The 24,975-nt window shown below is 50.2% G+C and carries 22 protein-coding genes, 2 tRNA genes and 1 pseudogene; 12 read left to right on the top strand and 13 right to left on the bottom strand.

The genetic code is table 11. From position 1 onward, the window contains the following. Nucleotides 1-546: 546 nt before the first annotated feature. From C9J03_RS17175 to C9J03_RS17145, 7 genes are all read right to left on the bottom strand, one after another. Nucleotides 547-632: transfer RNA gene (locus C9J03_RS17175), tRNA-Leu, on the bottom strand. A 175-nt stretch (nt 633-807) separates the two neighbouring features. After that, a complete protein-coding gene (locus C9J03_RS17170) occupies nt 808-1,818 on the bottom strand; it encodes a LacI family DNA-binding transcriptional regulator (protein WP_044624245.1) in 1,011 nt (336 codons plus the stop codon). Between the two features lie 240 nt (nt 1,819-2,058). Then, nucleotides 2,059-2,781 carry a chitin disaccharide deacetylase gene (gene chbG, locus C9J03_RS17165; protein WP_044624246.1) on the bottom strand — a complete coding sequence of 241 codons (723 nt, stop codon included), beginning with the start codon at nt 2,779-2,781 and terminating at the stop codon, nt 2,059-2,061. Between the two features lie 56 nt (nt 2,782-2,837). After that, complete coding sequence (locus C9J03_RS17160) at nt 2,838-4,154, bottom strand: 6-phospho-beta-glucosidase (protein ID WP_044624247.1); 1,317 nt, start codon at nt 4,152-4,154, stop codon at nt 2,838-2,840. 15 nt (nt 4,155-4,169) lie between these two features. Next, complete coding sequence (locus C9J03_RS17155) at nt 4,170-4,475, bottom strand: PTS lactose/cellobiose transporter subunit IIA (protein WP_044624248.1); 306 nt, start codon at nt 4,473-4,475, stop codon at nt 4,170-4,172. Between the two features lie 56 nt (nt 4,476-4,531). Next, nucleotides 4,532-5,860 (bottom strand): PTS sugar transporter subunit IIC, encoded by a 1,329-nt coding sequence (locus tag C9J03_RS17150; protein WP_044624249.1) that lies wholly within the window; start codon nt 5,858-5,860, stop codon nt 4,532-4,534. Between the two features lie 119 nt (nt 5,861-5,979). Then, nucleotides 5,980-6,288, bottom strand: coding sequence for a PTS sugar transporter subunit IIB (locus tag C9J03_RS17145; protein ID WP_044624250.1), 309 nt, complete (start codon nt 6,286-6,288; stop codon nt 5,980-5,982). Between the two features lie 464 nt (nt 6,289-6,752). On the opposite strand from C9J03_RS17145, the pseudogene C9J03_RS17140 reads away from it, so the two are divergent. Further along, nucleotides 6,753-7,126 (top strand): annotated as a pseudogene (locus tag C9J03_RS17140) (carbohydrate-binding protein); the annotation flags it as partial. 70 nt (nt 7,127-7,196) lie between these two features. Here C9J03_RS17140 and C9J03_RS17135 read toward each other — a convergent pair. From C9J03_RS17135 to C9J03_RS17125, 3 genes are all read right to left on the bottom strand, one after another. Beyond that, a tRNA-Leu gene (locus C9J03_RS17135) sits at nt 7,197-7,282 on the bottom strand. Between the two features lie 114 nt (nt 7,283-7,396). After that, nucleotides 7,397-7,735, bottom strand: a complete 339-nt coding sequence (locus C9J03_RS17130; protein ID WP_044624251.1) for a hypothetical protein — start codon at nt 7,733-7,735, stop codon at nt 7,397-7,399. After that, nucleotides 7,735-7,938: a hypothetical protein gene (locus C9J03_RS17125; RefSeq protein ID WP_039457548.1), complete on the bottom strand. Its 204-nt coding sequence runs from the start codon at nt 7,936-7,938 to the stop codon at nt 7,735-7,737. The genes C9J03_RS17130 and C9J03_RS17125 overlap by 1 nt, the downstream gene beginning before the upstream one ends. Nucleotides 7,939-8,168: 230 nt before the next feature. Between C9J03_RS17125 and C9J03_RS17120 the strand changes: the two genes are divergently transcribed. Next, nucleotides 8,169-8,663 (top strand): RDD family protein, encoded by a 495-nt coding sequence (locus C9J03_RS17120; protein WP_039457545.1) that lies wholly within the window; start codon nt 8,169-8,171, stop codon nt 8,661-8,663. 59 nt (nt 8,664-8,722) lie between these two features. On the opposite strand, the gene lptG is transcribed toward C9J03_RS17120, so the two are convergent. Together lptG and lptF are read right to left on the bottom strand one after the other, a co-directional pair. Continuing rightward, entirely contained in the window at nt 8,723-9,793 is a 1,071-nt protein-coding gene (gene lptG, locus C9J03_RS17115) for an LPS export ABC transporter permease LptG (protein WP_039457543.1), read from the bottom strand. After that, nucleotides 9,793-10,893: an LPS export ABC transporter permease LptF gene (gene lptF, locus C9J03_RS17110; RefSeq protein ID WP_039457541.1), complete on the bottom strand. Its 1,101-nt coding sequence runs from the start codon at nt 10,891-10,893 to the stop codon at nt 9,793-9,795. Before lptF ends, lptG begins: the two co-directional genes overlap by 1 nt. A 196-nt stretch (nt 10,894-11,089) precedes the next feature. On the opposite strand from lptF, the gene pepA reads away from it, so the two are divergent. The 5 genes from pepA to C9J03_RS17085 all read left to right on the top strand — a co-directional run bounded on the left by pepA (nt 11,090) and on the right by C9J03_RS17085 (nt 17,626). Next, nucleotides 11,090-12,598 carry a leucyl aminopeptidase gene (pepA, locus tag C9J03_RS17105; RefSeq protein WP_039457538.1) on the top strand — a complete coding sequence of 503 codons (1,509 nt, stop codon included), beginning with the start codon at nt 11,090-11,092 and terminating at the stop codon, nt 12,596-12,598. 54 nt (nt 12,599-12,652) lie between these two features. Then, nucleotides 12,653-13,105 carry a DNA polymerase III subunit chi gene (locus tag C9J03_RS17100; RefSeq protein ID WP_039457536.1) on the top strand — a complete coding sequence of 151 codons (453 nt, stop codon included), beginning with the start codon at nt 12,653-12,655 and terminating at the stop codon, nt 13,103-13,105. 27 nt (nt 13,106-13,132) lie between these two features. Continuing rightward, complete coding sequence (locus tag C9J03_RS17095; RefSeq protein WP_044624252.1) at nt 13,133-15,994, top strand: valine--tRNA ligase; 2,862 nt, start codon at nt 13,133-13,135, stop codon at nt 15,992-15,994. A gap of 219 nt (nt 15,995-16,213) precedes the next feature. Continuing rightward, the gene (locus C9J03_RS17090; RefSeq protein ID WP_082060679.1) at nt 16,214-16,684 is read left to right on the top strand and encodes a DUF2061 domain-containing protein; all 471 of its coding nucleotides are present in this window, start codon (nt 16,214-16,216) and stop codon (nt 16,682-16,684) included. Nucleotides 16,685-16,720: 36 nt separating this feature from the next. Continuing rightward, a complete protein-coding gene (locus tag C9J03_RS17085) occupies nt 16,721-17,626 on the top strand; it encodes a bifunctional helix-turn-helix transcriptional regulator/GNAT family N-acetyltransferase (RefSeq protein WP_044624253.1) in 906 nt (301 codons plus the stop codon). A gap of 102 nt (nt 17,627-17,728) precedes the next feature. On the opposite strand, the gene rraB is transcribed toward C9J03_RS17085, so the two are convergent. Further along, the gene (gene rraB, locus C9J03_RS17080; protein WP_039457529.1) at nt 17,729-18,127 is read right to left on the bottom strand and encodes a ribonuclease E inhibitor RraB; all 399 of its coding nucleotides are present in this window, start codon (nt 18,125-18,127) and stop codon (nt 17,729-17,731) included. 396 nt (nt 18,128-18,523) lie between these two features. On the opposite strand from rraB, the gene C9J03_RS26510 reads away from it, so the two are divergent. From C9J03_RS26510 to C9J03_RS17055, 5 genes are all read left to right on the top strand, one after another. Continuing rightward, on the top strand, nt 18,524-18,730 hold the full coding sequence (locus C9J03_RS26510; RefSeq protein ID WP_146149089.1) for a hypothetical protein: 207 nt from the start codon (nt 18,524-18,526) through the stop codon (nt 18,728-18,730). A 147-nt stretch (nt 18,731-18,877) separates the two neighbouring features. Then, the gene (locus tag C9J03_RS17070; RefSeq protein WP_039457526.1) at nt 18,878-20,323 is read left to right on the top strand and encodes a YfcC family protein; all 1,446 of its coding nucleotides are present in this window, start codon (nt 18,878-18,880) and stop codon (nt 20,321-20,323) included. Nucleotides 20,324-21,149: 826 nt separating this feature from the next. After that, nucleotides 21,150-22,370, top strand: coding sequence for an arginine deiminase (gene arcA / locus C9J03_RS17065; RefSeq protein WP_039456186.1), 1,221 nt, complete (start codon nt 21,150-21,152; stop codon nt 22,368-22,370). Between the two features lie 137 nt (nt 22,371-22,507). Continuing rightward, nucleotides 22,508-23,419, top strand: coding sequence for a carbamate kinase (arcC, locus tag C9J03_RS17060; RefSeq protein WP_044624254.1), 912 nt, complete (start codon nt 22,508-22,510; stop codon nt 23,417-23,419). Nucleotides 23,420-23,546: 127 nt separating this feature from the next. Then, complete coding sequence (locus tag C9J03_RS17055; protein ID WP_044624255.1) at nt 23,547-24,557, top strand: ornithine carbamoyltransferase; 1,011 nt, start codon at nt 23,547-23,549, stop codon at nt 24,555-24,557. Nucleotides 24,558-24,975 lie beyond the last annotated feature (418 nt).

The raw sequence follows: 24,975 nt of genomic DNA, 5'->3' as shown, positions 1-24,975 counted from the left end.
TATTTCGTATTGGTCACTCAGTTTCATTGATAATTCTTTTGTTGACTATCATTTCACGAGTGCCCACACAGATTGCATGGTCAAATTGTTAAAGAACAATCCGCTACGTTGCCGGCTTAACTCGCCGCGCTCCGTGTCGGTGAGGTGGCATTATAGAGACTTCGATCACATTGGCAATAGCAAAAATGCATTTATTTCACTCAAGCCAACCAAGCGCTCAATAAACAAACAAAGACTCAGTTTTGCGCGTGTTTTTACTACAAGCCATTCGCATTCACCAAGATTTAATGGCTGTGAGAGCTAGCTACTCAGCGATAAACATATGGCGATCCGCCTTCAGACACAGTCATAGTTAAAAAACCACTTCAACCGACGTGAACTAAACGACCGCTTGCCCTATATGCAATGGCTAACCGCTTAACAGAACAAAACAGGATGATGCCGATATAGAGGTAGGCTAGAGAATGAGTGATGAGTGCCAGTCAACATTGCAAGGCGCAGATACAACAAAGCCCCGACTTTCGTCGAGGCTTTGTTGTTTGAAATTGGTGCCCGGGGCCGGACTTGAACCGGCACAGTTATTCACCGGCGGATTTTGAATCCGCTGCGTCTACCAATTTCGCCACCCGGGCAGATGCGGCTCATTATACGTATATCAGCCTGATAGACAATCATTTTTTTCTATCTTATCAAAACCACCCTGCAGGTGCATAGTACGCAATCAATACGTTCAAAACAGCACCACCAGCTTATGGCATCATTTCTTTGTTGAGTAGATCCTCATCAATTACTTGAGAGCATCAGAAATCATACTTCAGGGATAGCCTGTTTATTTATACTCTGTCGTAGGCGTAACTCCGGTACAAAGTGCTTCGTGATAGAGCATTCCGTTTGGTTGAGTTGACACATCAGTAGTTCAACGGCGGTTTGAGCCATTTGACTAATAGGAAAGTGAACCGACGACACCTGCGGATAAAGCGCAGCACAAAGCTCAATACTGTCAAAACTTATCAAGGATAGTTGTTGCGGCAGTTTTACATTATGCTCATGGAAATATTGCAATGCCCCCTGGGTCATTTCCTCACTACATGAAAACAATGCCGTCATTGATGGTGCAGAGCGATGGAGTTGCTCCGCCGCTAAATAACCACTTTTTCTGCCGTAGTCTCCCTCAGCACAAAACGCAGGTTCAAAACTAATCGCCGATTGGTGCAAAGCTTCTTTATAACCTTGTAGGCGGAGGTGGCTGCTTGGACGACTTATAGGACCGGTGATACAACCAATGTGGCGATGCCCCTGCTCTATCAAATGCTCCACCGCCATTTTTGCCGCTAGAGTATGATCAAAAGTAATGCAGCGAGACTCCAAGCCTTCAACCACCCGGTCCAGAATCACAAACGGAGTAGATTCCTGAGCAAGCTCCCTCAATTCATCGTCACTCAAATGGCGACTATTCAGGACATATCCTTCACACCGGAGGGCATGGAACCGGCGAATCGCTTCCCGCTCACCTTCTGCGCTGTGGTGTCCTTGAGCGGTGATCAGAAACTTTTTGTGCAAATCCAGTTCTGCCTGTACCTGCTCCATCATTTGGCCAAAGAATCCACCTGTGTAATAGGTGACAAGCAAACCAGTCATATTGGATGAAGCTGTCGCCAACGAACGGGCAATCGCACTTGGCCGATAGTTTAGCTCTGCCATTGCCTGCTCGACTTTCCTTTTGGTATCGGAACGAAAGACACCTTCTCCATTTATGATCCGCGATACTGTCGAGCGGTGGACACCAGCCAATGCTGCAACATCTTTTATACTTGCCATGGCAGTTGCCTCTCCTCCTTCACCATTATTTTCCAACCATATTATTGGTTCATCATATCTCGCTAGCGACTATAAAGTGATTTAATTGGTACATGAAGTGATTAACGAGCGTTTTAATATTCAGATCTCAACATATAGCAAGCTGCCAGTAGAATGCATCGGTTCATATACAGAGGGGGAATAATGCACTACTGGCAGCAACTATTATTTTTATTGCTCCCTCGCCGCTCTAACTGCAAGTTACTTAAGAACATTGAAATTACTGACGGTCACCTCCCACCGTTCCAGTGCTTCACCCAGCCTATCGTCCGTCAAGATCTCTAATTCCTTCGCCCTTGGCAGCACATAGCTACTAGATTCGAGTAAAGGCTGATCGACATAGGCCGGATGGCACATAATCTCTAGCACCTCGCACTGCCCACGGTGCTGATCAATAATCGCCAACAGATCATCAAGCTTCGGGGCATCGCTATAGAAGTCCTTGTTGAAGGCATAACTACGTCCGCTAAACGAACTCGAAGCCCGGAGCGGTACCTGATAGCTGCCAACAACATCCTCGATAACAGGCAATAGCTTGGGGTGCATATGCGTATGGTGGTGACTGTCGATATGGCTAAGCGGTAACCCCGTAGCCAAAAAACACTCAATCTGTGCTGTTACCTCATCGGCCACCTGTTGCTCATTAAAATCCCGCCTTAACCAGAACTCATCTTTATTCAAAAAGTAGCCATCATTTCCCACGAGGCAGGAGGGAACGGTTAAAGGAGCTCCGGCAGTTAACCGTAGGTGTAGCCCGACAGCCAACGAAGGATTCTCGGCAGCTAGTTGAACTGCATGAGTCTCCGCCAGCTCCCCAACCATCATGGTTGTCGAGCGCACTACCCCGTTATAGCACGCATCAGCGATCCCAAGATTGACGCCTCGCGTCAAACCAAAATCATCGGCGTTAAATATGACATGCATAATTTACCTCCTCATGCGAAACAGCGCGGCATGCCACCGCACTGGTCGCAGGTAAGTTAGCGTGCAGAAAAATTCGGCAAATAGTCGTGATTTACCCGCAGCGTATCATCAAGTATCCCTTTGGCCCGGGTGATATCCGGAACCAGAGGGTTGCTTGCCAATGCCATCAACGCTTTGTCATAGTCACCACTGACCGCGGCCTCGATCGTCAGTTGCTCATAAGCTTTGACCTGATGGATCAAGCCACTCATTGCCGGACTCAGCGTCCCGATCGCCAGCGGACGAGCTCCCCAGCACCCTACCACCGCACTGCATTCGATCACCGCATCATCCGGTAGGGTTGTGATGGCCCCGTTATTGCGAACATTAATGACGTGGATCGTGTTGAGGTTGTTGTAAATGGCATCGACCAAGTTCAATGACGCATCAGAGTAGTAAGCGCCGCCACGCTTCTCAAGCAGCTCGGGTTTATGATCCAGCGTGGTATCTTTATATAGCTCGAACAGCTCGGCTTCGGTTTCCCTGACCTGCTCGGCCCGAGTCCCGCCGTTGAGCGCGGCCTCTTTTTCTTCGGCCAGCATGGCATCAGTCTGATAAAAATAACGATGGTACGGACAAGGGATCGCCCCCAGCGCTTTTAAAAAGTCAGGATCCCATGGCTCTTCAAAGATATTGTTCATGCTGAAGTTCGCACCGTCACCGATTTTTTCCAGCACTTCAGCCGTGATTTCTTTGCCGTCAAGCCAAGCACGGTGCACCCACACCAAGTGATTCAACCCAGCACACTCCAGTGACAGGCTCTCTGGCGAACATTTCATGATCTCCGCAATCATCATCTTCATCGATACCGGGACATTACACAGGCCGATGGATTTGATATTGGTGTACTTATGGATTGCTTCGGTCACCAGCCCCGCCGGGTTGGTGAAATTTAACATCCATGCATTAGGAGCCAACTCCTCAATATCTCGGCAAATATCTAAAATGACAGGGATCGTTCTCAGTGCCTTCGCAAATCCACCCGGGCCTGTTGTTTCCTGCCCGATCACATCGTACTTGAGGGGAATTCGCTCATCATTCGCACGCGCCTGCAAACCACCAACCCGGAACTGGGTCATCACAAAATCCGCACCTGTTATGGCCGCTCGTCGATCCAGCGATGCCTGAACCGTGATATTCGCCCCTGACTTTTCGACCATGCGCCGTGTTAGTGCCTCGATGATCTCCAGCTTTTCTCTTCCGGCTTCAATATCGACAAAGTGCATCTCCGTGACTGGCAGGCTGTCTAACCGCTTTAGCACCCCTTCAACCAGCTCTGGCGTATAGCTGCTTCCCCCACCGATAATCGCAAGCTTGAGTGATGGTTTCGTCATATTCGTTCCTTATTTTTACGATAACCTTTCATGCAATGACACCATTTCCATCGTCATCTCGTGGGCAAGAATGGTTGTCATCAAATGATCCTGGGCGTGGACCATTACGAGAGTCATCTTCACTTTGCCTTCCCCTTCATCCGCTTCAATGAGCTGGGTTTGGGTCAGATGGGCTTGGTTCAGGCACACCTTGGCCTGTCTAAGCCGTTCGCGAGCTTTGGCCAATTCTTGTTTTTTTGCCAATGACAGTGCCTCAAAACACAAGCTGCGTGCCTCGCCCGCATTGACGATGATGTTCATCACTACCGCTTCTTGATCCATATGTAACTCTCCTTAGTTAAAAGCCAGGCGGAGGCTCTCCCGCCGCCCGGTAAATATTAAGCGGTAACACCCTCACCCTCAGGGGCCTTCTCTTGGGCCGCAGCGGTTTCACCTTCTTGCTCGAGCAATTGCTTTTCAAAGATCTTGAAGAACGGCAAGTAGATAAACAGGTCAACAATAATAAGGGCAATAACCAACAACACCGGGGCCAGGGTCCAGCCGCTCCCCCAGGACGCACCGATAATCGCCGGGGTTGTCCACGGGGTTGTGGCAACCCCCATGCCGACAAAGCCCATATGCACAGCGGTATAAGCAATCACCGCATTGAAAATAGGGGCGAAAACAAACGGAACAAACAAGGTCGGATTAAGCACCAGCGGCGCACCAAAGATGATCGGTTCGTTGATTTGGAAGAAGCCCGGAACCGCACTCATCCTACCCAGGCTGCGCAAGTGAGCCGAGCGGCTGAACGCCATCAGAATAGCCAGCGCCAATGTTGCCCCTGATCCGCCGATGAAAATGTAAAAGTCCCAGAACGGCTGCGTGAAAATATTTGGGATTGGCTCGCCTACCACGAACGCCTCGATATTGGCGCCAATGTTAGTCAGGAAGATGGGTGATAGCAGGCCTACAACAATGGCCGCACCGTGAATACCCGCAAACCACAACAGTTGGGAGAGCATAAGTGCACCAATGATGGCTGGCAAAGAGTTTGAAGCACTGACTAACGGCTTAAACATTTGCATGACCGCATCCGGGATCAGCATGTCAAACTGGGCCTGGACAAAGAGACTCAGCGGATACAGCGTCAGGAATACGACCAACACCGGGATAAGCATTTCAAACGAACGAGCAATTGCTGGCGGTACTTGCTCTGGCATCCGGAGCGTCACATTGTGCTTTTTCAAAAAGCGATAAAGCTCAACCGAAAAAAACGCACATAAAACTGCAGTGAAAATCCCCGTTCCGCCCATATGCGCAGTCGGTAATCCCCCGTCCCTGGCTGGGGAGGCAACCAAAAGGAAACTCATCAGCGAAAGGCACGCACTGGTGATACCATCGAGGTTATAAGCACGGGCGAGACTGTAAGCAACCCCAAGCGACACAAATATTGTCATAATGCCCATCGACATGTTAAATGGCATCATTATTTGGTCGAAGTTATTGCTTGCGAAATCCAGCCAAGCACGAGCAAAGGCATTTGGGGTGTCTTCGGAAAACGGGGGGAAAGCCAATATTAAAATAAAGCTACCCACGATAATAAAGGGCATTGCGGTAATAAAGCCATCACGCATTGCCCGTACATGTTTTTGTGTACCCACTTTCGACGCCAACGGAGCAATATGCTGTTCGACGACGTTCATGACCTCATCATAAAACTTCATATAACCAGTCCTTTTCTCTCATCTAAGCTTCTCTCAAAAACAAACATAGAGAACAAAGAATCCCTTATTTAAAATCAAGTTAAAACAGCCGAGTATATTTCTATTGATTTTGCTTGGCTCTAATCTGATATTAATGACAAGGCCTGATCGAGAACTTCCTCGCCTTTCATCATGCCGTAAGCCATCGGTGAAATCGCTTCAACCGGTTTACCATAGCGACTAGCCGTCTTCCTCAGTTCCTCTAGCTGAAAGCGAACTTGCGGCCCTAGCAGGCAGACATCAAACACTTGTATCGCATCTTCAAACGCTGTCACTGCTTGCGCTTCAATTTGGCAATCAATTCCACGCTCATCCGCTGCTTTTACCATTCTCTGAACTAACATGCTGGTTGACATACCAGCGCTACAACATAACAAAATCTTCTTCATCCCACTCTCCAGTTTTTTTACGCTTTCCAAACGTTATAAAAAGTCTAAACAAATAAGATGAAAACCTAAAGCGCAACCGGTTGCATTAATTGTGAGCGCACTCTCAATTTATAATGGAAAATGAATTAAAACACTCTAACCAAATAAAAAAACAAAAATATTATTTAACCTCATTATAAATGAGTAATTTGTCGATAGTCATTTAGAGCATCATTTAAATAAAAGTTCCCATGAAATAAAAGAAATCAAAATAAAAGTAATGAGAAATGGCCCGCATAATCAAAGTACCTTTGTAGAATATTTCAAATAAAAGGAGCGCTATTAAATAACCAATCACAAGTAATTTGATTTCCAAAGCATTTATTACAGTTATATCAATAAATATTTGATACTTTGACCAACCTCTATATGTGAGTAACTATGAACCTGAATAAAACAACGCTAGCAGTATTCTGCTACAGTACAATGCTTGCGCCCCCACAACCATTGAGCCGGTCAATTCAAAGACCCAGGACTTCCCATGCGGTACACCGCTCCATGCCGACAAGGTGATCGTACTGACCCATGCCTTCCTCTACGAAGATGGCAAGCGTGGTATGGGGGCAACCAAGAATCTGCCTAAACTACGCAAGTTCCTCAAGTTCGCCAAGGAGGCAGGGTATACCTTCGACACTTTGGGCAACTATACCCCAGAGTGGACAGTAGGTACGGTCAAGTCAGCTACGATGAGGGCGATGTCGTGACCTACAAAGGTGCACGCTATGTTGTCAACGCAGCCCATATTTCGCAGCCGAACTGGACACCCGATAACGAGCCAACCCTATTTAGCAAACTGTAGATGATTTGATATTGGCGAGTGCCAGATACAACAAAGCCCCGACTTTCGTCGAGGCTTTGTCATTTGAAAATGGTGCCCGGGGCCGGACTTGAACCGGCACAGTTATTCACCGGCGGATTTTGAATCCGCTGCGTCTACCAATTTCGCCACCCGGGCATGCGAATCATTCTACGTATCTAGTTCACCAACGCAATAGAAAAAGACAGGAAAATGCCTTTCCGATGTTCGTTTGCTGATAAATTAAGCACAAAGACACAAAGGCGGGCTCTATCACCGCCACAGTTGCAAGAGAAATCGCGGCCCTTGGCGTAACCACCAGCCTAACTCAGTCACCGATAATTGATAAGGTAGCCAAGTACGCATCCAGCTTTGCCGGCGGGTAATGACCATAGAGCCACCATGAGGGACTCGCACAACTAACCGATGCCCGGCAGATATGAAAGGAGCATACGATAATGTCTGAGAGACAGGGAGACGACGGTACAGACCAAACAAAGCCGACAGCATTTCAGCGCTCGGTACCGTAAGGGTCATTTGCGTCCCTTGTGCGTTGAGATGAGCGACTTCCCCATCCAGCTCAACCTCAACGCCACCATTGTACTCCAGCATCAATCGAGGTTGCGGCCGCGGATACTGATACTGCCATTGACCTTCCAGATAGAATGATCAGACTTTTCGCCGGCACCGCTGGGTACACTAATTTCTACGTGATCAAAATCATACGTCAGCTCTGCATGGCGCTCGGTCAACTTGTCATACAGCGCACCGGCCAACTCTGGCCAATTCGTGGTGTTATCATTGCTATCTGCCATAATGTTGCTCCTCAATCACAATAAGCCCAAGAAGGCTTTCATTTGGGGAATGGCCACTCCCTCCTCGCTCCGAGGCATTTGGCGACCACAGACTTCAATAAATATAGTGCCCGTGTCCAAAACTGCTGTAGGGATGCCTCTCATTTCCAAGATCCGCAGCATTCACCCTCACCCGTTATATTGCTACACTGCACGCAAGATCTTGAAGCTTAGCTAATTTGGATATCCCTGTGAAAAAGAAGAAACAACCGGACGTTGACACTACCAAACAATACCCTAGCCTATTCCGCCGCCTGGCTGCCTGGCTCTATGACAGCCTGGTCATCGCCGCTGTGCTAATGCTCGCCGGAGGGGTGGCTATTGGCCTGATGGCACTGCTGGTCTCCATCGGCCTAGTCGACATCAGCGGCTACGACGATGTCAGTGCCTACATGACCATGCACCCTGTGATTGGTACGCTATACACCGGCTACCTAGCCATGGTGATTGTTGGCTTCTTCACCTATTTCTGGTGCCAAGCAGGTCAGACCCTGGGGATGCGGGCATGGAAATTACGCATCCAAAACAAAGATGGCTCAAATATCCGCCCGACACAGGCAATGATCCGTATGGCGACGTCAGCCTTTGGGCTGGGCAACTTGCTGGCACCTTTTAGCAAGACCAAGCAATCTTTCCAGGATGCCATGGCCGACTGTGAAATGGTTGTCCTGCCAAAGGCCAACTAACCCAGGCGACTAATCAACAGATACCAAAAAGGCGCCGATGGCGCCTTTTTTAGTCGAGATTATAGCTTTCTTCGCAGCAGATAGATGGTGATAAACAGGAACACCAAACTCGGGCCTATTGCTCCGATGATCGGGTGAAGTCGATAGACAATGCTCATCGGCCCGAACACTTCATTCGAAATATAGAAGCCAAAACCGAAGATCACCCCAGACAGCACCCGCGCGCCCATGGTCACCGAACGCAGCGGGCCAAAGACGAACGACAATGCCAGTAGCATCATCACTGCAATCGAGAAAGGCTGCAGCGCCTTGCGCCAGAATGCCAAGGCATAGCGCGACGCGTCCTGCTTGGAATCCTCGAGATAGTTCTTGTAGTCATACACGCCAGAGAGTGACAGCTCCTCCGGCTTGAGAGTCACAACCGCAAGCTTATCCGGGGTCAGGGTAGTCTGCCAGTGCATCTGTGGCAGGCGCTCATTGACCTGTTGCTCCCGGCCCAGAGTTGTTATCGTGACATCTTCAAGTAGCCAGCCTTTCTCGTTTTCAAACGTCGCCGACTCAGCAAAGGTGGAGTGGGTCAGCTCGTCTTTTTCGTTAAACTGCCAGATATTGATCCCGTGAAGCTCTTGCTGCTCATGAACCCGACCGATATAGATAAAATCATTGTCATCCTTGGTCCAGACTCCACGCTGGACCGAGAGGATATTGCCGCCAGAGGTCCACAGGGCACGCAGCTCACGCGCAGCTTTCTGGGCTTCTGGCGCCCCCCACTGACCAAGCAAGGTAACCATCAACATCAACGGTACCGCTGTCTTCAAAACTGACAAGCCAATATCCAGCTTGGAAAAGCCCGCCGCCTGCATCACCACCAGCTCGGAGCTCGACGCCAGCATCCCCAGGCCAATCAGTGCACCCAGCAATACAGCCATCGGGAAAAACATCTCGATATCGCGCGGGATACTTAGCAAGACGTAAGCCAATGCCTTCCACAAGTCGTAAGTGCCATCGCCCACTTTACGCAGCTGTTCAACGTACTTGATGATGGCCGATAGCCCCACCAAGGTCGACAAAGTCAGGGCCGAGGTCGAAATCAGCGTTCGGCCAATGTATAAATCCAGAATCTTAAACATCAGCCACGTCTCCGAAACTTCTCTCTCACCTTGCGCACCGGTAAGGTATCCCAACTATTAAGGGCGATCGCCACAGCAAAAATAACCCCATTGATTGACCAAAGCCCAATATATGACGGCAGCCCTCCGTCTTCGACGGCAGACTTGGCAGCACTGATAGCCAAGAAGTAAGCCAAGTAAATCAGTACTGCCGGTACCAGCTTGGCGAAGCGCCCTTGGCGCGGGTTAACCGCTGACAGCGGTACAACCACCATGGTCAGCAAGGGGATACATAACACCAGTGACATTCGCCACTGAAATTCGGCCTTGGCAGCCAACTCCGGGCGCTGCATCAACTCCAACGTCGGCAAGGCATCCCAATCCCGGCTCTTTTCCCGTACCGCCCGCTGGCCAATCAACGCCTGGTAGTCATCGAACTGGGTAATGGAATAATCCAGCCGGGTCGGGATCCCCTCGTAGCGGGTGCCCTCTTTCAAGTCCAATACCTGCCGGCCATCTGGCAGCTCGCTGACATAACCACGGTCTGCCACCATCACGCTAGGACGCAGCGCATCGCGGGCGGAAAGTTGGGCAACGAACACTTTATCCAGACGGCTGCCGCTGTTGGTAATATCGTTAACAAAGACTACCCCTTGGCCATCCGGCGCGGACTGAAACTGGCCTTTCACCAACAAATCCAGACCAGAATCCGCCTTGACCTGCTCCATCAACTGCTCGGTTTTTTCCACCGACCACGGAGCCAGCCACAGGGCATTGAAAGCCGCCACCGAGCCGGTGATAATCGCCAGCCACAACGCTGCCTGAATCAAGAACTTATTGCCAATACCAGTGGCATTCATCACGGTAATTTCACTTTCGGCATACAAGCGGCCGAAAGTCAGCAAAATACCGATGTACAAACTGAGCGGTAACATCAGTAGAGCCATGGAAGGCATGTATAAACCGAGCAAGGTCGCGATCAAATCACTCGGGATGGAACCCTCTGTTGCATCAGCTAGAATGCGAATAAATTTCTGACTGATAAAGACAAGAAAAAGGACAAAAAGCACTGCAAATTGGCTTTTTAATGTCTCACGCGTCAAATACCGAACAATAATCACGCTTTAATTACCCATAGAAAACTTGTTTTTTTACTGGAATCACTATAATTTTTCGGTTAATCAGTTATTTTTTTAATCTTTCGGCTAATTGTTAACCTGCACTTTAATCCTATACCGAATTTATGGTCCAGCAACATAAGTGCGGCATTATCTAACATTTAGCTTTAATTGTCTTTATTAGGATGTAGGAGTACGCATGGAGTTTAGTGTAAAAAGTGGTAGCCCCGAGAAACAGCGCAGTGCCTGTATCGTCGTTGGCGTATTCGAACCACGTCGCCTTTCTCCCATTGCCGAACAGCTCGACAAAATTAGCGATGGCTATATCAGCTCACTACTTCGCCGTGGTGATCTAGAAGGCAAGCCTGGCCAAATGCTGCTGCTTCACCATGTACCAAACGTATTATCAGAGCGTGTATTACTGGTTGGTTGTGGTAAAGAGCGCGAACTTGATGAACGCCAGTACAAGCAGATCATCAAAAAAACCATTAGCACCCTGAACGAAACCGGCTCGATGGAAGCGGTCTGCTTCCTGACCGAGCTGCACGTCAAGGGACGCGATACCTACTGGAAAGTCCGCCAGGCCGTTGAAACGACCAAGGACAGCCTGTACACCTTCAACCAGTTCAAGAGCAACAAGCCGGAAACCCGCCGTCCGCTGCGCAAGCTGGTCTTCAATGTACCGACCCGCCGCGAGCTTTCTCTGGGCGAACGTGCCATTTCACACGGCCTGGCTGTCGCCTCTGGCGTCAAAGCCGGTAAAGATCTCGGCAACATGCCACCAAACGTGGCCAACCCCGCTTACCTGGCTTCACAGGCCCGCCGCCTGGCTGATGATTTCGATACCGTTAGTACCAAGATCATTGGCGAGCAAGAAATGAAAGAGCTAGGCATGACCTCATACCTAGCCGTTGGCCAAGGGTCGAAAAACGAAGCCATGATGTCGGTCATCGAATACAAGGGCAACCCGGATTCAGATGCCAAGCCAATCGTCCTAATCGGTAAGGGGCTGACCTTCGACTCCGGCGGTATCTCTATCAAGCCATCTGCCCAGATGGATGAGATGAAATACGACATGTGCGGTGCGGCGACTGTCTTTGGCGCCATGAAGGCTCTGGCCAAGCTCAACCTACCGATCAATGTAGTAGGCATCCTGGCTGGTTGTGAAAACATGCCGGGTGGCGGTGCCTACCGTCCGGGTGACATCCTGACGACTATGTCTGGCCAGACAGTGGAAGTGCTAAATACCGATGCCGAAGGCCGCCTGGTACTTTGCGACGCCCTGACTTACGTTGAGCGTTTCGAACCAGAGTGCGTTGTTGATGTCGCGACACTGACTGGCGCCTGTGTAGTGGCACTGGGTAACCATATCAGTGGTCTGCTTTCGAACCACAACCCGCTGGCCCACGAGCTGATCAACGCCTCCGAGCAAGCGGGTGACCGTGCGTGGCGTCTGCCAATGAATGACGAGTACCAAGAGCAGCTGAACAGCCCGTTTGCCGATATGGCCAACCTGGGCTCGCCTGGCGCGGGTACCATTACCGCAGGTTGCTTCCTGTCTCGCTTTGCCAAGAAATACAACTGGGCGCACCTGGATATTGCCGGTACCGCTTGGGTCGGTGGCAAGGCAAAAGGGGCAACCGGTCGTCCGGTCCCATTGCTGGTCCAGTTCCTGCTCAACCGAGCCGGCCTAGAGAACGTCGAATAACATTGACGCTAGAGGGGGGCCAAATGGCCCCCCTCGTTTATAGAGTATAACGCCATGACTCATGCTACTTTTTATATAATCAATGAACAGCAACATGCCGAGGATAACGACTTCCAGCTGCATTTTGCTTGTCATCAAGCAGCCATGAGTTACCGCCAGGGCCACAAAGTCTACCTCCTCGCTGCCGACAAAACACAGGCAGAACAGATAGATGAGTATTTATGGCAACTGGATCCCGATAACTTCGTGCCCCATAACCTGATTGGTGAAGGCCCCCGAGGCGGTTCACCGGTCGAGATTGGCTGGCCCGGACTGCGCCACAGCGGACGGCGCGGGATCCTGATTAATTTGGGACAAGACGCACCAAATTTTGCCGTTACCTTCTCACAAGTGGTAGACTTCGTCCCTTGCGATGAAAAACAGAAGCAATTGGCACGCGAACGCTACAAGCAATATCGCCAGGCTGGTATTCAGCTCAACACCGCCAATGCTGCTAAGACGCCCTAATTCCACATAGATCCTTCTAAGAGCGCTATGGAAAAGACATACAACCCACAATCAATTGAAAAAGCGCTGTATCAGCGCTGGGAAGAGGCTGGTTACTTCAAGCCTCACGGTGACACATCAAAAGATGCCTACAGCATCATGATCCCACCGCCGAACGTCACAGGTAGCCTGCACATGGGCCACGCGTTCCAGGATACCATCATGGACACCCTGATCCGCTGTGAGCGCATGAAGGGCAAGAACACCCTATGGCAAGTCGGTACCGACCACGCAGGTATCGCGACCCAGATGGTTGTGGAGCGTAAGATTGCTGCCGAAGAAGGCAAGACCAAGCACGACTACGGCCGTGACGCTTTCATCGATAAAATCTGGGAGTGGAAAGGCGAGTCTGGTGGCACTATCACCAAGCAGCTTCGTCGCCTAGGCGCTTCTGTAGACTGGGACCGTGAGCGCTTCACGATGGATGACGGCCTATCCAACGCGGTTCAAGAAGTTTTCGTTCGCCTGTTCGAAGACGATTTGATCTACCGCGGCAAGCGCCTGGTTAACTGGGACCCGAAACTGCACACCGCAATTTCAGATCTTGAAGTTGAAAACAAAGACAAGAAAGGCCACATGTGGCACTTCCGCTACCCGCTGGCTGACGGCGTGAAAACGGCTGAAGGCAAAGACTACATCGTGGTAGCAACAACTCGTCCGGAAACCATGCTGGGTGATACCGGTGTGGCCGTAAACCCGGAAGATCCACGTTACAAAGATCTGATCGGCAAGGAAATCCTACTGCCAATCGTTGACCGCCGTATTCCAATCGTGGGTGACGAGCACGCCGACATGGAAAAAGGTACAGGTTGTGTGAAGATCACCCCTGCGCACGACTTCAACGACTATGAAGTGGGCAAGCGCCACAGCCTGCCGATGATCAACATCCTGACGTTCAACGCTGATATTCGCAACGCCGCTGAAGTGTTCACTACCAATGGTGAGCCAAGCGATGCCTACAGCACTGAACTGCCAGAGAAATACCACGGCATGGAGCGCTTTGCTGCGCGTAAAGCTATCGTTGCCGAATTCGACGAGCTAGGCCTGCTGGACGAAATCAAAGATCACGATCTGACGGTACCTTACGGTGACCGTGGTGGTGTGGTTATCGAGCCAATGCTAACTGACCAGTGGTACGTACGTGCTGCTCCTCTGGCAGAGCCTGCGGTTGCTGCGGTAGAAAACGGTGACATCCAATTCGTACCTAAGCAGTACGAAAACATGTACTTCTCTTGGATGCGTGATATCCAGGATTGGTGTATCTCTCGCCAGCTTTGGTGGGGTCATCGTATCCCTGCTTGGTACGACAACGACGGTAACGTTTATGTTGGCCGCAGCGAAGAAGAAGTTCGCGAGCAGAACAACCTGGCACCGGTTGTGGTTCTTCGTCAGGACGATGACGTACTGGATACCTGGTTCTCGTCTGCGCTATGGACGTTCGGTACTCAAGGCTGGCCTGAGCAGACTGAAGATCTGAAAGTCTTCCACCCATCAGATGTACTGGTGACCGGTTTTGACATCATCTTCTTCTGGGTTGCCCGCATGATCATGATGACCATGCACTTCTGTAAAGACGAAGACGGAAAGGCACAGGTTCCGTTCAAGACCGTATACGTAACGGGTCTGATCCGAGACGAAAACGGCGACAAGATGTCGAAATCAAAAGGTAACGTGCTTGACCCAATCGACATGATCGACGGTATCGATCTAGAGTCACTGGTTACCAAGCGTACCGGTAACATGATGCAGCCGCAGCTGGCCGCGAAGATCGAGAAGAACACCCGCAAGACATTCGAAAACGGTATCGAACCTTACGGTACTGATGCCCTGCGCTTTACCCTTGCTGCCATGGCTTCTACCGGCCGTGACATCAACTGGGACATGAAACGCCTTGAAGGTTACCGCAACTTCTGTAACAAGCTATGGAACGCCAGCCGTTACGTACTGATGAACACAGAAGATCAAGATTGTGGTTTCGCCGCAGATGCCGAGCTAGAGTACTCGCTGGCTGACAAGTGGATCGAATCTCAGTTCGAGCTTGCAGCGAAAGAGTTCAACGGTCATATCGACAACTTCCGTCTGGACATGGCGGCGAACACGATCTACGAGTTCATCTGGAACCAGTTCTGTGACTGGTACCTAGAGCTAACCAAGCCGGTACTTTGGAAAGGCACCGAAGCGCAGCAGCGTGCAACCCGTCGTACTCTGATCACCGTACTTGAGAAGACCCTGCGCCTGGCTCACCCAGTGATCCCATACATCACCGAAACTATCTGGCAGAGCGTCAAGCCGCTGGTTGACGGTGTTGATGGCGATACCATCATGCTGCAGGCACTGCCTCAGTACGATGAAGCGAACTTCAATGCAGAAGCGCTGGCTGACATCGAGTGGGTGAAGAGCTTTATCACCAGCATCCGTAACCTGCGTGCCGAGTACGACATTGCCCCAAGCAAACCGCTTGATGTGATGCTAAAAGCCGCAAACGAGAAAGATGCAGCACGCCTTGAAGCCAACAAGCAAGTACTGGTTTCCCTAGCCAAGCTAGAGAACATCCGAGTACTGGCTGCCGGTGAAGAGACACCAGCCTGTGCAACATCACTGGTTGGCAAGTCTGAGCTGATGATCCCAATGGCAGGCCTAATTGACAAAGACGCTGAGCTTGATCGCCTAGCGAAAGAAATCAAGAAGACCGAAGGTGAAATCAAGCGCATCGAAGGCAAGCTAGGCAACGAAGGTTTCGTTGCTAAAGCCCCTGAAGCGGTTGTTGCCAAAGAGCGCGAGAAGCTTGATGGTTACAAAGAGACTCTAGTGAAACTGGCCGAGCAGCAAGCGACTATCGCAGCCTTGTAATCGCCAGTCATTACACGTCATTAAAAGTCGGCCATGTGCCGGCTTTTTTATTGCCAGCGTTCCCTTAATACCGAACTATCCGCTTCCCCCTTCCCTTCCCGGCGATTAGAGCAAGGCATTCGATCATAGGTCACACCTATCAAAGCGATAGATGATAATAGATTGCAAGTGATAACAATTATCATTAACATGAAATTATCCACTGAGGGAGAGACCGCCATGACAAAAACCATTAGCTTTGCCATTATCCACTTCTTTGTCGCTTTCAGCGTTGCCTACTTACTGACAGGCGAGATCCTGATCAGCAGCCTGATCGCCATGATAGAGCCAATGGTCAATACGGTGGCTTTCTACTTCCATGAAAAAGCCTGGCAAACCAAGGCACTGCTTCGCAGTGGCTTTGCCAACCCGGGACGCAAAACCTTCAGCTTTGCCGTTGTGCACTTCAGCGTCGCGTTTGGTGTTGCCTACCTGCTAACCGGCGATTTGCTGATTGGTAGCGTAATGGCCATGATTGAACCGGCTATCAACACCGTCGCCTACTATTTCCACGAGCGTATCTGGCAGAAGAAAACCGCCAAGCAAGCCGCCAAAGAAGCGATGGGGCACCTTGCTTGTCACCATGGTGAATTGCAGCAATGCGCCGACGTCAGCGATATCTCGGTTGACAACGTTGCGAGAAGCAACTAATTTTAATTGCACGACGCAACCAAAAGAGCCAAATGAATGGACGCAACTTCTCTCAGAGCCCAATCCCGCCTGCTCGTGCGGGAATTGGGTATGCTTGACCGCCAATGCGGTAGCCTCGATATCACACCAGTACAAGCCCACGCTCTGATCGAGCTCGAAGAGCAGCCGCTATCGGTAAACCAATTGGCCAGCAGGCTAAAAGTCGACAAGTCCAACGCCAGCCGAACCACGGCCAGTTTGCTCAACGCCGGCTACCTGATCACCCAGGCCGATCCCGAAGATGGCCGCAAGCAGCTATCCAGCCTTTCACCGCAAGGCCAAGCACTGCTCAATAGCCTCAACCAGTCCCTCAACCTCCAAGTCGCCGACTTCATGGCACAGCTCGATCAGGATGAAATCGACAATCTCGCCCAAAGCCTGCAACGCTATACCAAAGCGATCCAAGCCAACAAGCAGCAAGCAGGCTATCAGCTCCGGCTTCTCACCCCGCTTGATAACGCTGCCATGGCCGCCGTTGTGCGCCGGGTATCCGCCGAGCACGGCCTGACTGCGGACAAAGGCTACGGGGTTGCCGATCCGACGCTGGATGCTCTCAGCGAGGTGTACAGTGAGCCTGACAGTGCATACTGGGTCATCGAAAAGGACAACCGCATCTTTGGGGGTGGCGGTATTGCCCCATTGGCAGGGGAAGAAGGCGTTTGCGAACTGCAGAAAATGTATTTCTTGCCAGAGCTACGTGGCAAGGGCTTCGCCCGCCGGATCGCCGCCACCGCCTTGAAGTTTGCCCGTGAGCAAGGCTTCAATGCTTGCTACCTTGAGACAACCGCCTCGCTGCAGGCAGCTATCAAGCTATATCAAGGGTTGGGCTTTGTCCGCATCCCACACGCGATGGGACAGACCGGCCACGATGCCTGCGAAGTCAGGATGCTCAAGACGCTATAGTTCTGGGTAATGAACGTGATTGAAAGTGTCTACTTATAAATTTCAGACACAAAAAAGCTGGCACTCAGCCAGCTTTTGCAATGCGGTTACGGCAAGCGAAGATTACTCTTCGTCTTCACCCTCTTCTTCGTCATCTTCGCCCGACTCGAAGTAAGTACCCCAACCGTCGTAGTCGATGTTGTGCTTTTCAGCGAGCTGGATCAGTTTCTCAGCCTGCTCGTCAATCACATCGGCATTTAGAGCGGATTCCATCACGGCATCGAAACAGACCACTTTACCGCCACCGTCTTCCGGTGCCAGCTCAAGCTCTTCGGCTTCCAGGACTTCAAAGCCCATCTTGAAAGCTTCTACTGCCGCAGCTTCAAGCTCTTCGAACGTGTCTGCCGAAAAGTGGTGCTCAATGCTGTAAAGCGCATCAGGATCACTGCCATCCTCTAGCAAGGCCGCGATAATTTCACGCGTTTCTTCCTTCTGCTCTTCGATTAGTTCTGCATAAGACATGGGGAAACTCCACCTATGGAATAAATTCGAACGCAAATATCGCACGGATCGCAATAAAATACCAAATGAAATCGCCTCCGCAGAGAAACTTGATATTTATCAAACTAACGATAAATATATTTCGCGCAGTGATGAAGCGAGAAAATGCATAATATTCCCCGATATGCGCTTTAAGCGAATAAACATAAAACCCTCAATAGCATATTCACCCACAAAACCCAGAGAAATACCCTGAGCTCACTGTTTACCGATAAGCAGGCGATATGAAAGCGCAAAAAAAATGTGAACAATCCCAAAGATATACTGCGCTCGGCGGCATAAAATTCACTGGCAGCAAACAAATAGAGCCACGGCAAAGACTGATGGCCATTACATAAGCATACGAGAGATACGATCATGAGTAACTTCTACCACGGCCCCGAGCCAGGGAGACGGCGCCGCAGCCAGCTGCGTCGTCCCCGTAGGACACTCACCCACCTGACAACAGCATTGGACGGCATTGCGCCAACGGAGTCCTTTGCGGTGCCAGAGTGTGAGTGTACGGCTCTGACATCTCACCCAACATTGACACCCCTATCCAAGCTGTTTCGCCAGCAAGGATAAACAACTTATAAACCATTTTCGTTAGCTATCGCTAATGCCTGGTTCTGCCTGCTCCGGCGTCATGTCGGCGAGCCCTGTCATGCCTAACGGCAGGCCTGGTAGATGAATCACCCTTGTATTTGGATGTACAAGGGCAAGGAGAAAACAATGACAACCGAAACAATGAAACAGGAAGAAAAAGGCGGCTTCTTCGCCAATTTCAAATTCCCTTCTGCTTACACCATTTTATTTGCCCTTATTGCCCTCGTCGCATTGATGACCTGGATCGTACCGGCTGGCCAGTACGAGCGCGTCATGAATGAAGATTTGGGGCGTGAGGTTCCAGTCACAGGCACCTACCAACCCGTCGAAAGCAACCCACAAGGCGTGGTTGATGTACTGCTAGCCCCGATTGACGGCTTCTACGATCACAACACCTATGAAGCAGCGGCTATCGATGTTTCGCTCTTCATCCTAGTGATCGGTGGCTTCCTTGGTCTGGTAACTAAAACCGGAGCGATCGATGCCGGTATCGAGCGCGTTACCGCCCGTCTTCAGGGTAGGGAAGAAATGATGATCCCGATCCTGATGGCACTCTTCGCCGCAGGCGGTACCATCTACGGCATGGCAGAAGAATCCCTGCCGTTCTATACCCTGCTGGTTCCTGTGATGATGGCCGCCCGCTTTGACCCAGTGGTTGCCGCAGCAACCGTACTGCTTGGTGCCGGTATCGGTACCCTGGGCTCAACCATCAACCCATTTGCAACGGTTATCGCGGCAAATGCTGCCGGCATCCCGTTTACCGATGGCATCATGCTTCGCGTGGCGATGCTGGTTGTTGGCTGGTTGATCTGTGTCGCTTACGTCATGCGCTATGCCAAAATGGTTCGTGCCGACAAAACCAAATCGATCGTCTACGACAAATACGAAGAGAACAAAGCGCACTTCCTGGGTAACCAGTCTGGCGAAATGCTTGAGTTCACCACAACACGCAAAGTTATCCTGGCTATCTTCGCCGCTTCATTCGGTATCATGATTTACGGCGTTGCGGTTGCTGGTTGGTGGATGGCTGAGATTTCAGGCATGTTCCTGGCCTCGACCATTATCATCGGCCTGATTGCCCGCATGAGCGAAGAAGAGTTTACGTCTAGCTTCATTGACGGTGCTCGCGACCTACTGGGTGTTGCACTTATCATCGGTATTGCCCGTGGCATCGTGGTTATCATGGACCGCGGTATGATCACAGACACCATCCTGAATGCCGCCGAGCATGCTGTAACCGGTCTGTCTTCAATCGTATTTATCAATGTGATGTACTGGCTGGAGATCCTGCTATCCTTCTTGGTGCCTTCGTCTTCAGGCCTAGCGGTACTGACCATGCCGATCATGGCACCGCTAGCGGACTTTGCCGGTGTGGGCCGCGATCTTGTGGTAACGGCATACCAGTCTGCCTCCGGTATTGTGAACCTAATGACCCCGACCTCAGCAGTAGTAATGGGTGGCTTGGCTATCGCGCGAGTTCCGTACGTGCGCTGGGTTAAGTGGGTCGCTCCACTACTAGGTATCCTGACGGTACTGATCATGGCAATGCTGAGTGTCGGCGCCATGCTTTAATCCCCCCCTTTCGATCTTGCTTGTTTCGCCGCCCCAGAGGGGCGGCTTTTTTATTTCTCCCCCTAGCCTCTAGCCTCTAGCCTCTAGCCTCTAGCCTCTAGCCTCTAGCACCAGTCGTCATAAATTCCCTGCGACGTAAAGCCCAAACCGACCACACCCAGATCAATAACATGCCCAGCGCCAAACAGCGGTTTTGTCATCACTCAGTATGTATCTTTGCACCGACACCATGAGAAATAGACTCCAGCCATTAATCACAACTTTATTTAATCAAATATTAATCGAGCACCACAAAAACGTTATATAACTTATTTAAAGCTAATTCTTCCTCCCTATAGAACACCTTAAACACAGAAATAAACCAGTGTACTAAAATTACAAAAAGCCTAGAGCAAAATATAAAAGGAAAAATATTTGTTACCAACATAGTAACATTCTGCTTATTTTTATATAGACAAACAGTTTTAGTGCATAAGATTATATTTTTTACATTAAGACAACGTAATAAAATCTGAATAAGATTCCCAAGCACCCCAAAACAAACATAAAAAACAACAACTTAAAACACCACCTTTCACTTAAAACCTAGTCAAAACACATAAATACCCATTCACGTAACCGAGTGACAGATGCATTAAAAATGTTAATAAAACAAATATATAGCGTTACCGCATTAATAACAAAACTGTGATAGACCTCTAAGACTGTGAATGCCTTACAGGTAAAATAAACACCAGATACGAAAGCAAAGAAATAAACAACTTCTTACTTTGCAATAAAACAAATACAGCCAATCATTTGGCAATAAATAAAGAGAGATACGATCATGAGTAAGTTCTACGTAGGTTCTGAAATAGGTCAATTGCGCCGCGTTCTTATCCACCGCCCAGAGCGTGCCCTAACTCACCTAACACCATCAAACTGTCACGATCTACTTTTTGATGATGTATTAGCCGTTGAACGCGCGGGCCAGGAACACGACGTATTTGCCAACACACTTCGCGAGCAAGGTGTTGAGGTAATGCTTCTTGGTGATCTACTAGCAGACACCCTAGAAGTTCCAGAAGCGAAAGACTGGCTTCTTAAGACTCAGATTTCTGACTACCGCTTGGGTAACGCATTCGCCAATGACGTACGCTGCTTCCTCGCAGACCTACCAAGCAAGGAATTGTCTTCAATTCTTCTTGGCGGCCTAAGCTACGCTGAGCTACCAATTAAATCGTCTTCAATGATGCAAGGCATGCACGAGCCAACTGACTTCATCATCGAACCACTACCAAACCACCTGTTCACCCGTGATACGTCTTGCTGGGTATACGGCGGTGTGTCTATCAACCCAATGGCGAAACCTGCCCGCCAGCGTGAAACCAACCACGTTCGCGCCATCTACCGCTGGCACCCGACCTTCGCTGGCCAGGACTTCATCAAGTACTTCGGCGACGAAGAGAAGATGTACGACAACTCAACTATTGAAGGCGGCGACGTGCTTGTTATCGGTAAAGGCGCAGTGCTTATCGGGATGTCTGAGCGCACGACTCCTCAGGGTGTTGAGCAGTTGGCATCAAGCCTGTTCAAGCATGGCGAAGCAAAACAAGTTATCGCAATGCAACTACCTAAGCACCGCTCATGCATGCACCTTGATACGGTAATGACGCACATGCGTGAAGATACCTTCTCTGTTTACCCAGAAGTTGTGCGTAAAGACGTACAGTGCTGGAGCCTAACTGGTGACGAGTCTGGCGCAGTGAAAGTGAAAGAAGAAGGTTACTTCGTTACCGCTATCGAGAAAGCTCTGGGCGTAGACAAGCTAAACCTTATCACCACTGGTGGTGACAGCTTCGAAGCCGAGCGCGAGCAGTGGAACGATGCGAACAACGTGCTGACTGTTAAGCCTGGCGTGGTTATCGGTTATGAGCGTAACACTTACACCAACGAGAAATACGACAAGGCAGGCATCACAGTCCTACCTATCCCAGGTGATGAACTAGGCCGCGGTCGTGGTGGTGCTCGCTGCATGAGCTGCCCAATCGAGCGTGACGGTATCTAATACCAAGGCGATTAGCCAAACCTGACGGCCGGTGCCCGGCACCGGCCATACAACAGCAAGACCTCTCAGAATCAATTTAGGCCCATAAGCCAAACAAAACACAATAACACTGAGAGTACATCAAGAGAGACGATCACATGACCAAGCAAACTGTTGTAGTGGCACTAGGCGGAAATGCCCTACTTCGCCGTGGCGAACCACTTGAAGCTGATATCCAGCGCCAGAACATTGCCAAAGCAGCCCAGACCATTGCTGAAATTGGCAAGGAATACAACGTAGTTCTAGTCCACGGCAATGGCCCACAAGTTGGCCTGCTGGCTCTACAAGGACTGGAATACAAGAAAGTTAACCCATACCCATTAGACGTACTGGGTTCAGAAACTCAGGGCATGATTGGCTACATGCTGATGCAAGAGCTGAAGAACCTCCTGCCGGAGCAAGATATCTCCTGCATGCTAACCCAGATGACCGTAGACCCGAACGATCCGGCCTTTGCCGATCCAACCAAGCCTATCGGCCCTGTCTACGAAGAAGCCGAAGCCCGCGAAATGGCTGAGAAATACCACTGGACTGTTAAACCTGACGGCCAGTATTTCCGCCGCGTGGTACCAAGCCCGCTACCAACCGGTATTGTAGAAAGCGATGCGATCACCACCCTGATCAAGCAAGATCACCTGGTGATCTGTACCGGTGGCGGCGGTATCCCGGTGAAGAAAGAAAATGGCAAATTGGTCGGCGTAGAAGCCGTCATCGACAAAGACATGTCTGCAGCATACCTAGCCCAGCAACTTAATGCCGATGCCCTGCTCATCCTGACCGATGCCGACGCGGTTTATCTTGACTGGGGTAAACCAACCCAGAAAGCGCTGCGCAGCACCACCCCTCGCGAACTGGCTCAGTATGCCTTCGATGCGGGCTCCATGGGACCAAAAATCGATGCCTCATGCGACTTCATCAAAAAAGGCGGCAAGCTGGTGGGGATCGGTGCCCTTGCAGATGGCCTAGCGATCCTAAAAGGTGAAGCTGGCACAAATATTATTGCAGAATAATAGAATAGTTATTCACAAAACATAAATAATACGTTAAACAATACATATTACCTTCCGACGGCGGGGCTATCCAACTCATTCAGCCCCTCCCCGGACAGAGAGATACAGATTCAGAGAGGATAACATCATGGCTTTTAACCTTCGCAACCGTAACTTCCTAAAACTTCTAGACTTCACTCCACGCGAGATCCAGCACCTGCTAGAGCTATCTGCTGAGCTGAAAAAAGCGAAGTACAACGGTTACGAGCAGCCTCGCCTAACTGGCAAGAACATTGCCCTAATCTTCGAAAAAACATCGACTCGTACTCGCTGTGCTTTTGAAGTAGCGGCTTTCGACCAAGGCGCACAAGTTTCTTACCTTGGCCCATCAGGCTCTCAAATCGGCCACAAAGAATCAATGAAAGATACCGCTCGCGTACTTGGCCGCATGTATGACGGCATCGAGTACCGCGGTTTCGGTCAGGAAATCGTTGAAGAGCTAGGCCAATACGCTGGTGTACCAGTATGGAACGGCCTAACAGACGAATTCCACCCAACCCAAATCCTAGCTGACTTCCTGACCATGCAAGAGCACGGCCGTGGCAAGCAGCTACACGAAATGAAATTTGCCTACCTTGGCGATGCACGCAACAACATGGGTAACTCCCTAATGGTTGGTGCCGCGAAAATGGGTATGGACATCCGCCTAGTGGCTCCTAAGCAGTTCTGGCCTGAAGAAGCACTTGTTGCTCAGTGCCGCGAAATTGCTGAAACCACTGGCGCGAAAATCACTATGACTGAAGACGTACAAGAAGGCGTTGCAGGCGTAGACTTCCTATACACTGACGTTTGGGTCTCTATGGGCGAAGCGAAAGAAGCATGGGCTGAGCGTATCAACCTAATGCTGCCTTACCAGGTCAACATGGACATGATCAAAGCCACTGGCAACCCACACGTGAAATTCATGCACTGCCTACCAGCGTTCCACGGTGAAGACACCACTGTAGGTAAGCAGCTAGCAGCAGAATACCCAGTACTGGCACAAGGCTGTGAAGTAACTGATGAAGTGGTTGAGTCTGACTACTCTATCGTATTCGACGAAGCTGAAAACCGTATGCACACCATCAAAGCTGTGATGGTAGCGACACTGGGTCAATAATCGACTCTCTTGAGTGTAACTACTCTCAAACCCATACCGGCCTTCGGGCCGGTATTTTTTTATGCCTATATACCCACCACCTACCGGCGACAAATAGCAAAACAACCTCCGCGAGATCAGCATGTTAGGCAGCCTTGCCTAGCCCGAAAAACACCCACACATAGTGCATAAAGTTCCAACAAATGAATACTTTAGGCAAACGCTTGCGTTCGCGAAAAATGGGGGTATAATCCTTCGCAATTTGTCCAGAGAGAGATAAAAAATGCGCCCGTCTTTTCAGCTAAACCTGATGACCCTACGCCGATTCTCGGCGCTGGCGCCGTTTTTTGTTTTTCCTGTTTTAGTAAAAAGAGCCTCCTTTATTAAGGGGGCTTTTTTTTGCCTGCAACACCCCCCCGCAGGCACCTGTCGTTCATCA

The sequence above is a fragment of the Photobacterium gaetbulicola genome, assembly GCF_003025515.1.
Lineage (GTDB): Bacteria > Pseudomonadota > Gammaproteobacteria > Enterobacterales > Vibrionaceae > Photobacterium > Photobacterium gaetbulicola.
This window is presented reverse-complemented; position numbering and strand designations above follow the sequence as displayed.

Bases quoted from the DNA above. Each gene is read 5' to 3' on its own strand.
- C9J03_RS17085 (WP_044624253.1), top strand. From the start codon at position 16,721: ATGGACGCAACTTCTCTCAGAGCCCAATCCCGCCTGCTCGTGCGGGAA.
- C9J03_RS17125 (WP_039457548.1), bottom strand. From the start codon at position 7,938: ATGGCAGATAGCAATGATAACACCACGAATTGGCCAGAGTTGGCCGGT.
- C9J03_RS17155 (WP_044624248.1), bottom strand. From the start codon at position 4,475: ATGGATCAAGAAGCGGTAGTGATGAACATCATCGTCAATGCGGGCGAG.
- lptG (WP_039457543.1), bottom strand. From the start codon at position 9,793: ATGTTTAAGATTCTGGATTTATACATTGGCCGAACGCTGATTTCGACC.
- C9J03_RS17150 (WP_044624249.1), bottom strand. From the start codon at position 5,860: ATGAAGTTTTATGATGAGGTCATGAACGTCGTCGAACAGCATATTGCT.
- C9J03_RS17145 (WP_044624250.1), bottom strand. From the start codon at position 6,288: ATGAAGAAGATTTTGTTATGTTGTAGCGCTGGTATGTCAACCAGCATG.
- pepA (WP_039457538.1), top strand. From the start codon at position 11,090: ATGGAGTTTAGTGTAAAAAGTGGTAGCCCCGAGAAACAGCGCAGTGCC.
- C9J03_RS26510 (WP_146149089.1), top strand. From the start codon at position 18,524: ATGAGTAACTTCTACCACGGCCCCGAGCCAGGGAGACGGCGCCGCAGC.
- C9J03_RS17070 (WP_039457526.1), top strand. From the start codon at position 18,878: ATGACAACCGAAACAATGAAACAGGAAGAAAAAGGCGGCTTCTTCGCC.
- C9J03_RS17170 (WP_044624245.1), bottom strand. From the start codon at position 1,818: ATGGCAAGTATAAAAGATGTTGCAGCATTGGCTGGTGTCCACCGCTCG.
- C9J03_RS17095 (WP_044624252.1), top strand. From the start codon at position 13,133: ATGGAAAAGACATACAACCCACAATCAATTGAAAAAGCGCTGTATCAG.
- arcC (WP_044624254.1), top strand. From the start codon at position 22,508: ATGACCAAGCAAACTGTTGTAGTGGCACTAGGCGGAAATGCCCTACTT.
- C9J03_RS17100 (WP_039457536.1), top strand. From the start codon at position 12,653: ATGACTCATGCTACTTTTTATATAATCAATGAACAGCAACATGCCGAG.
- C9J03_RS17055 (WP_044624255.1), top strand. From the start codon at position 23,547: ATGGCTTTTAACCTTCGCAACCGTAACTTCCTAAAACTTCTAGACTTC.
- chbG (WP_044624246.1), bottom strand. From the start codon at position 2,781: ATGCATGTCATATTTAACGCCGATGATTTTGGTTTGACGCGAGGCGTC.
- arcA (WP_039456186.1), top strand. From the start codon at position 21,150: ATGAGTAAGTTCTACGTAGGTTCTGAAATAGGTCAATTGCGCCGCGTT.
- C9J03_RS17090 (WP_082060679.1), top strand. From the start codon at position 16,214: ATGACAAAAACCATTAGCTTTGCCATTATCCACTTCTTTGTCGCTTTC.
- C9J03_RS17130 (WP_044624251.1), bottom strand. From the start codon at position 7,735: ATGCTGGAGTACAATGGTGGCGTTGAGGTTGAGCTGGATGGGGAAGTC.
- rraB (WP_039457529.1), bottom strand. From the start codon at position 18,127: ATGTCTTATGCAGAACTAATCGAAGAGCAGAAGGAAGAAACGCGTGAA.
- C9J03_RS17160 (WP_044624247.1), bottom strand. From the start codon at position 4,154: ATGACGAAACCATCACTCAAGCTTGCGATTATCGGTGGGGGAAGCAGC.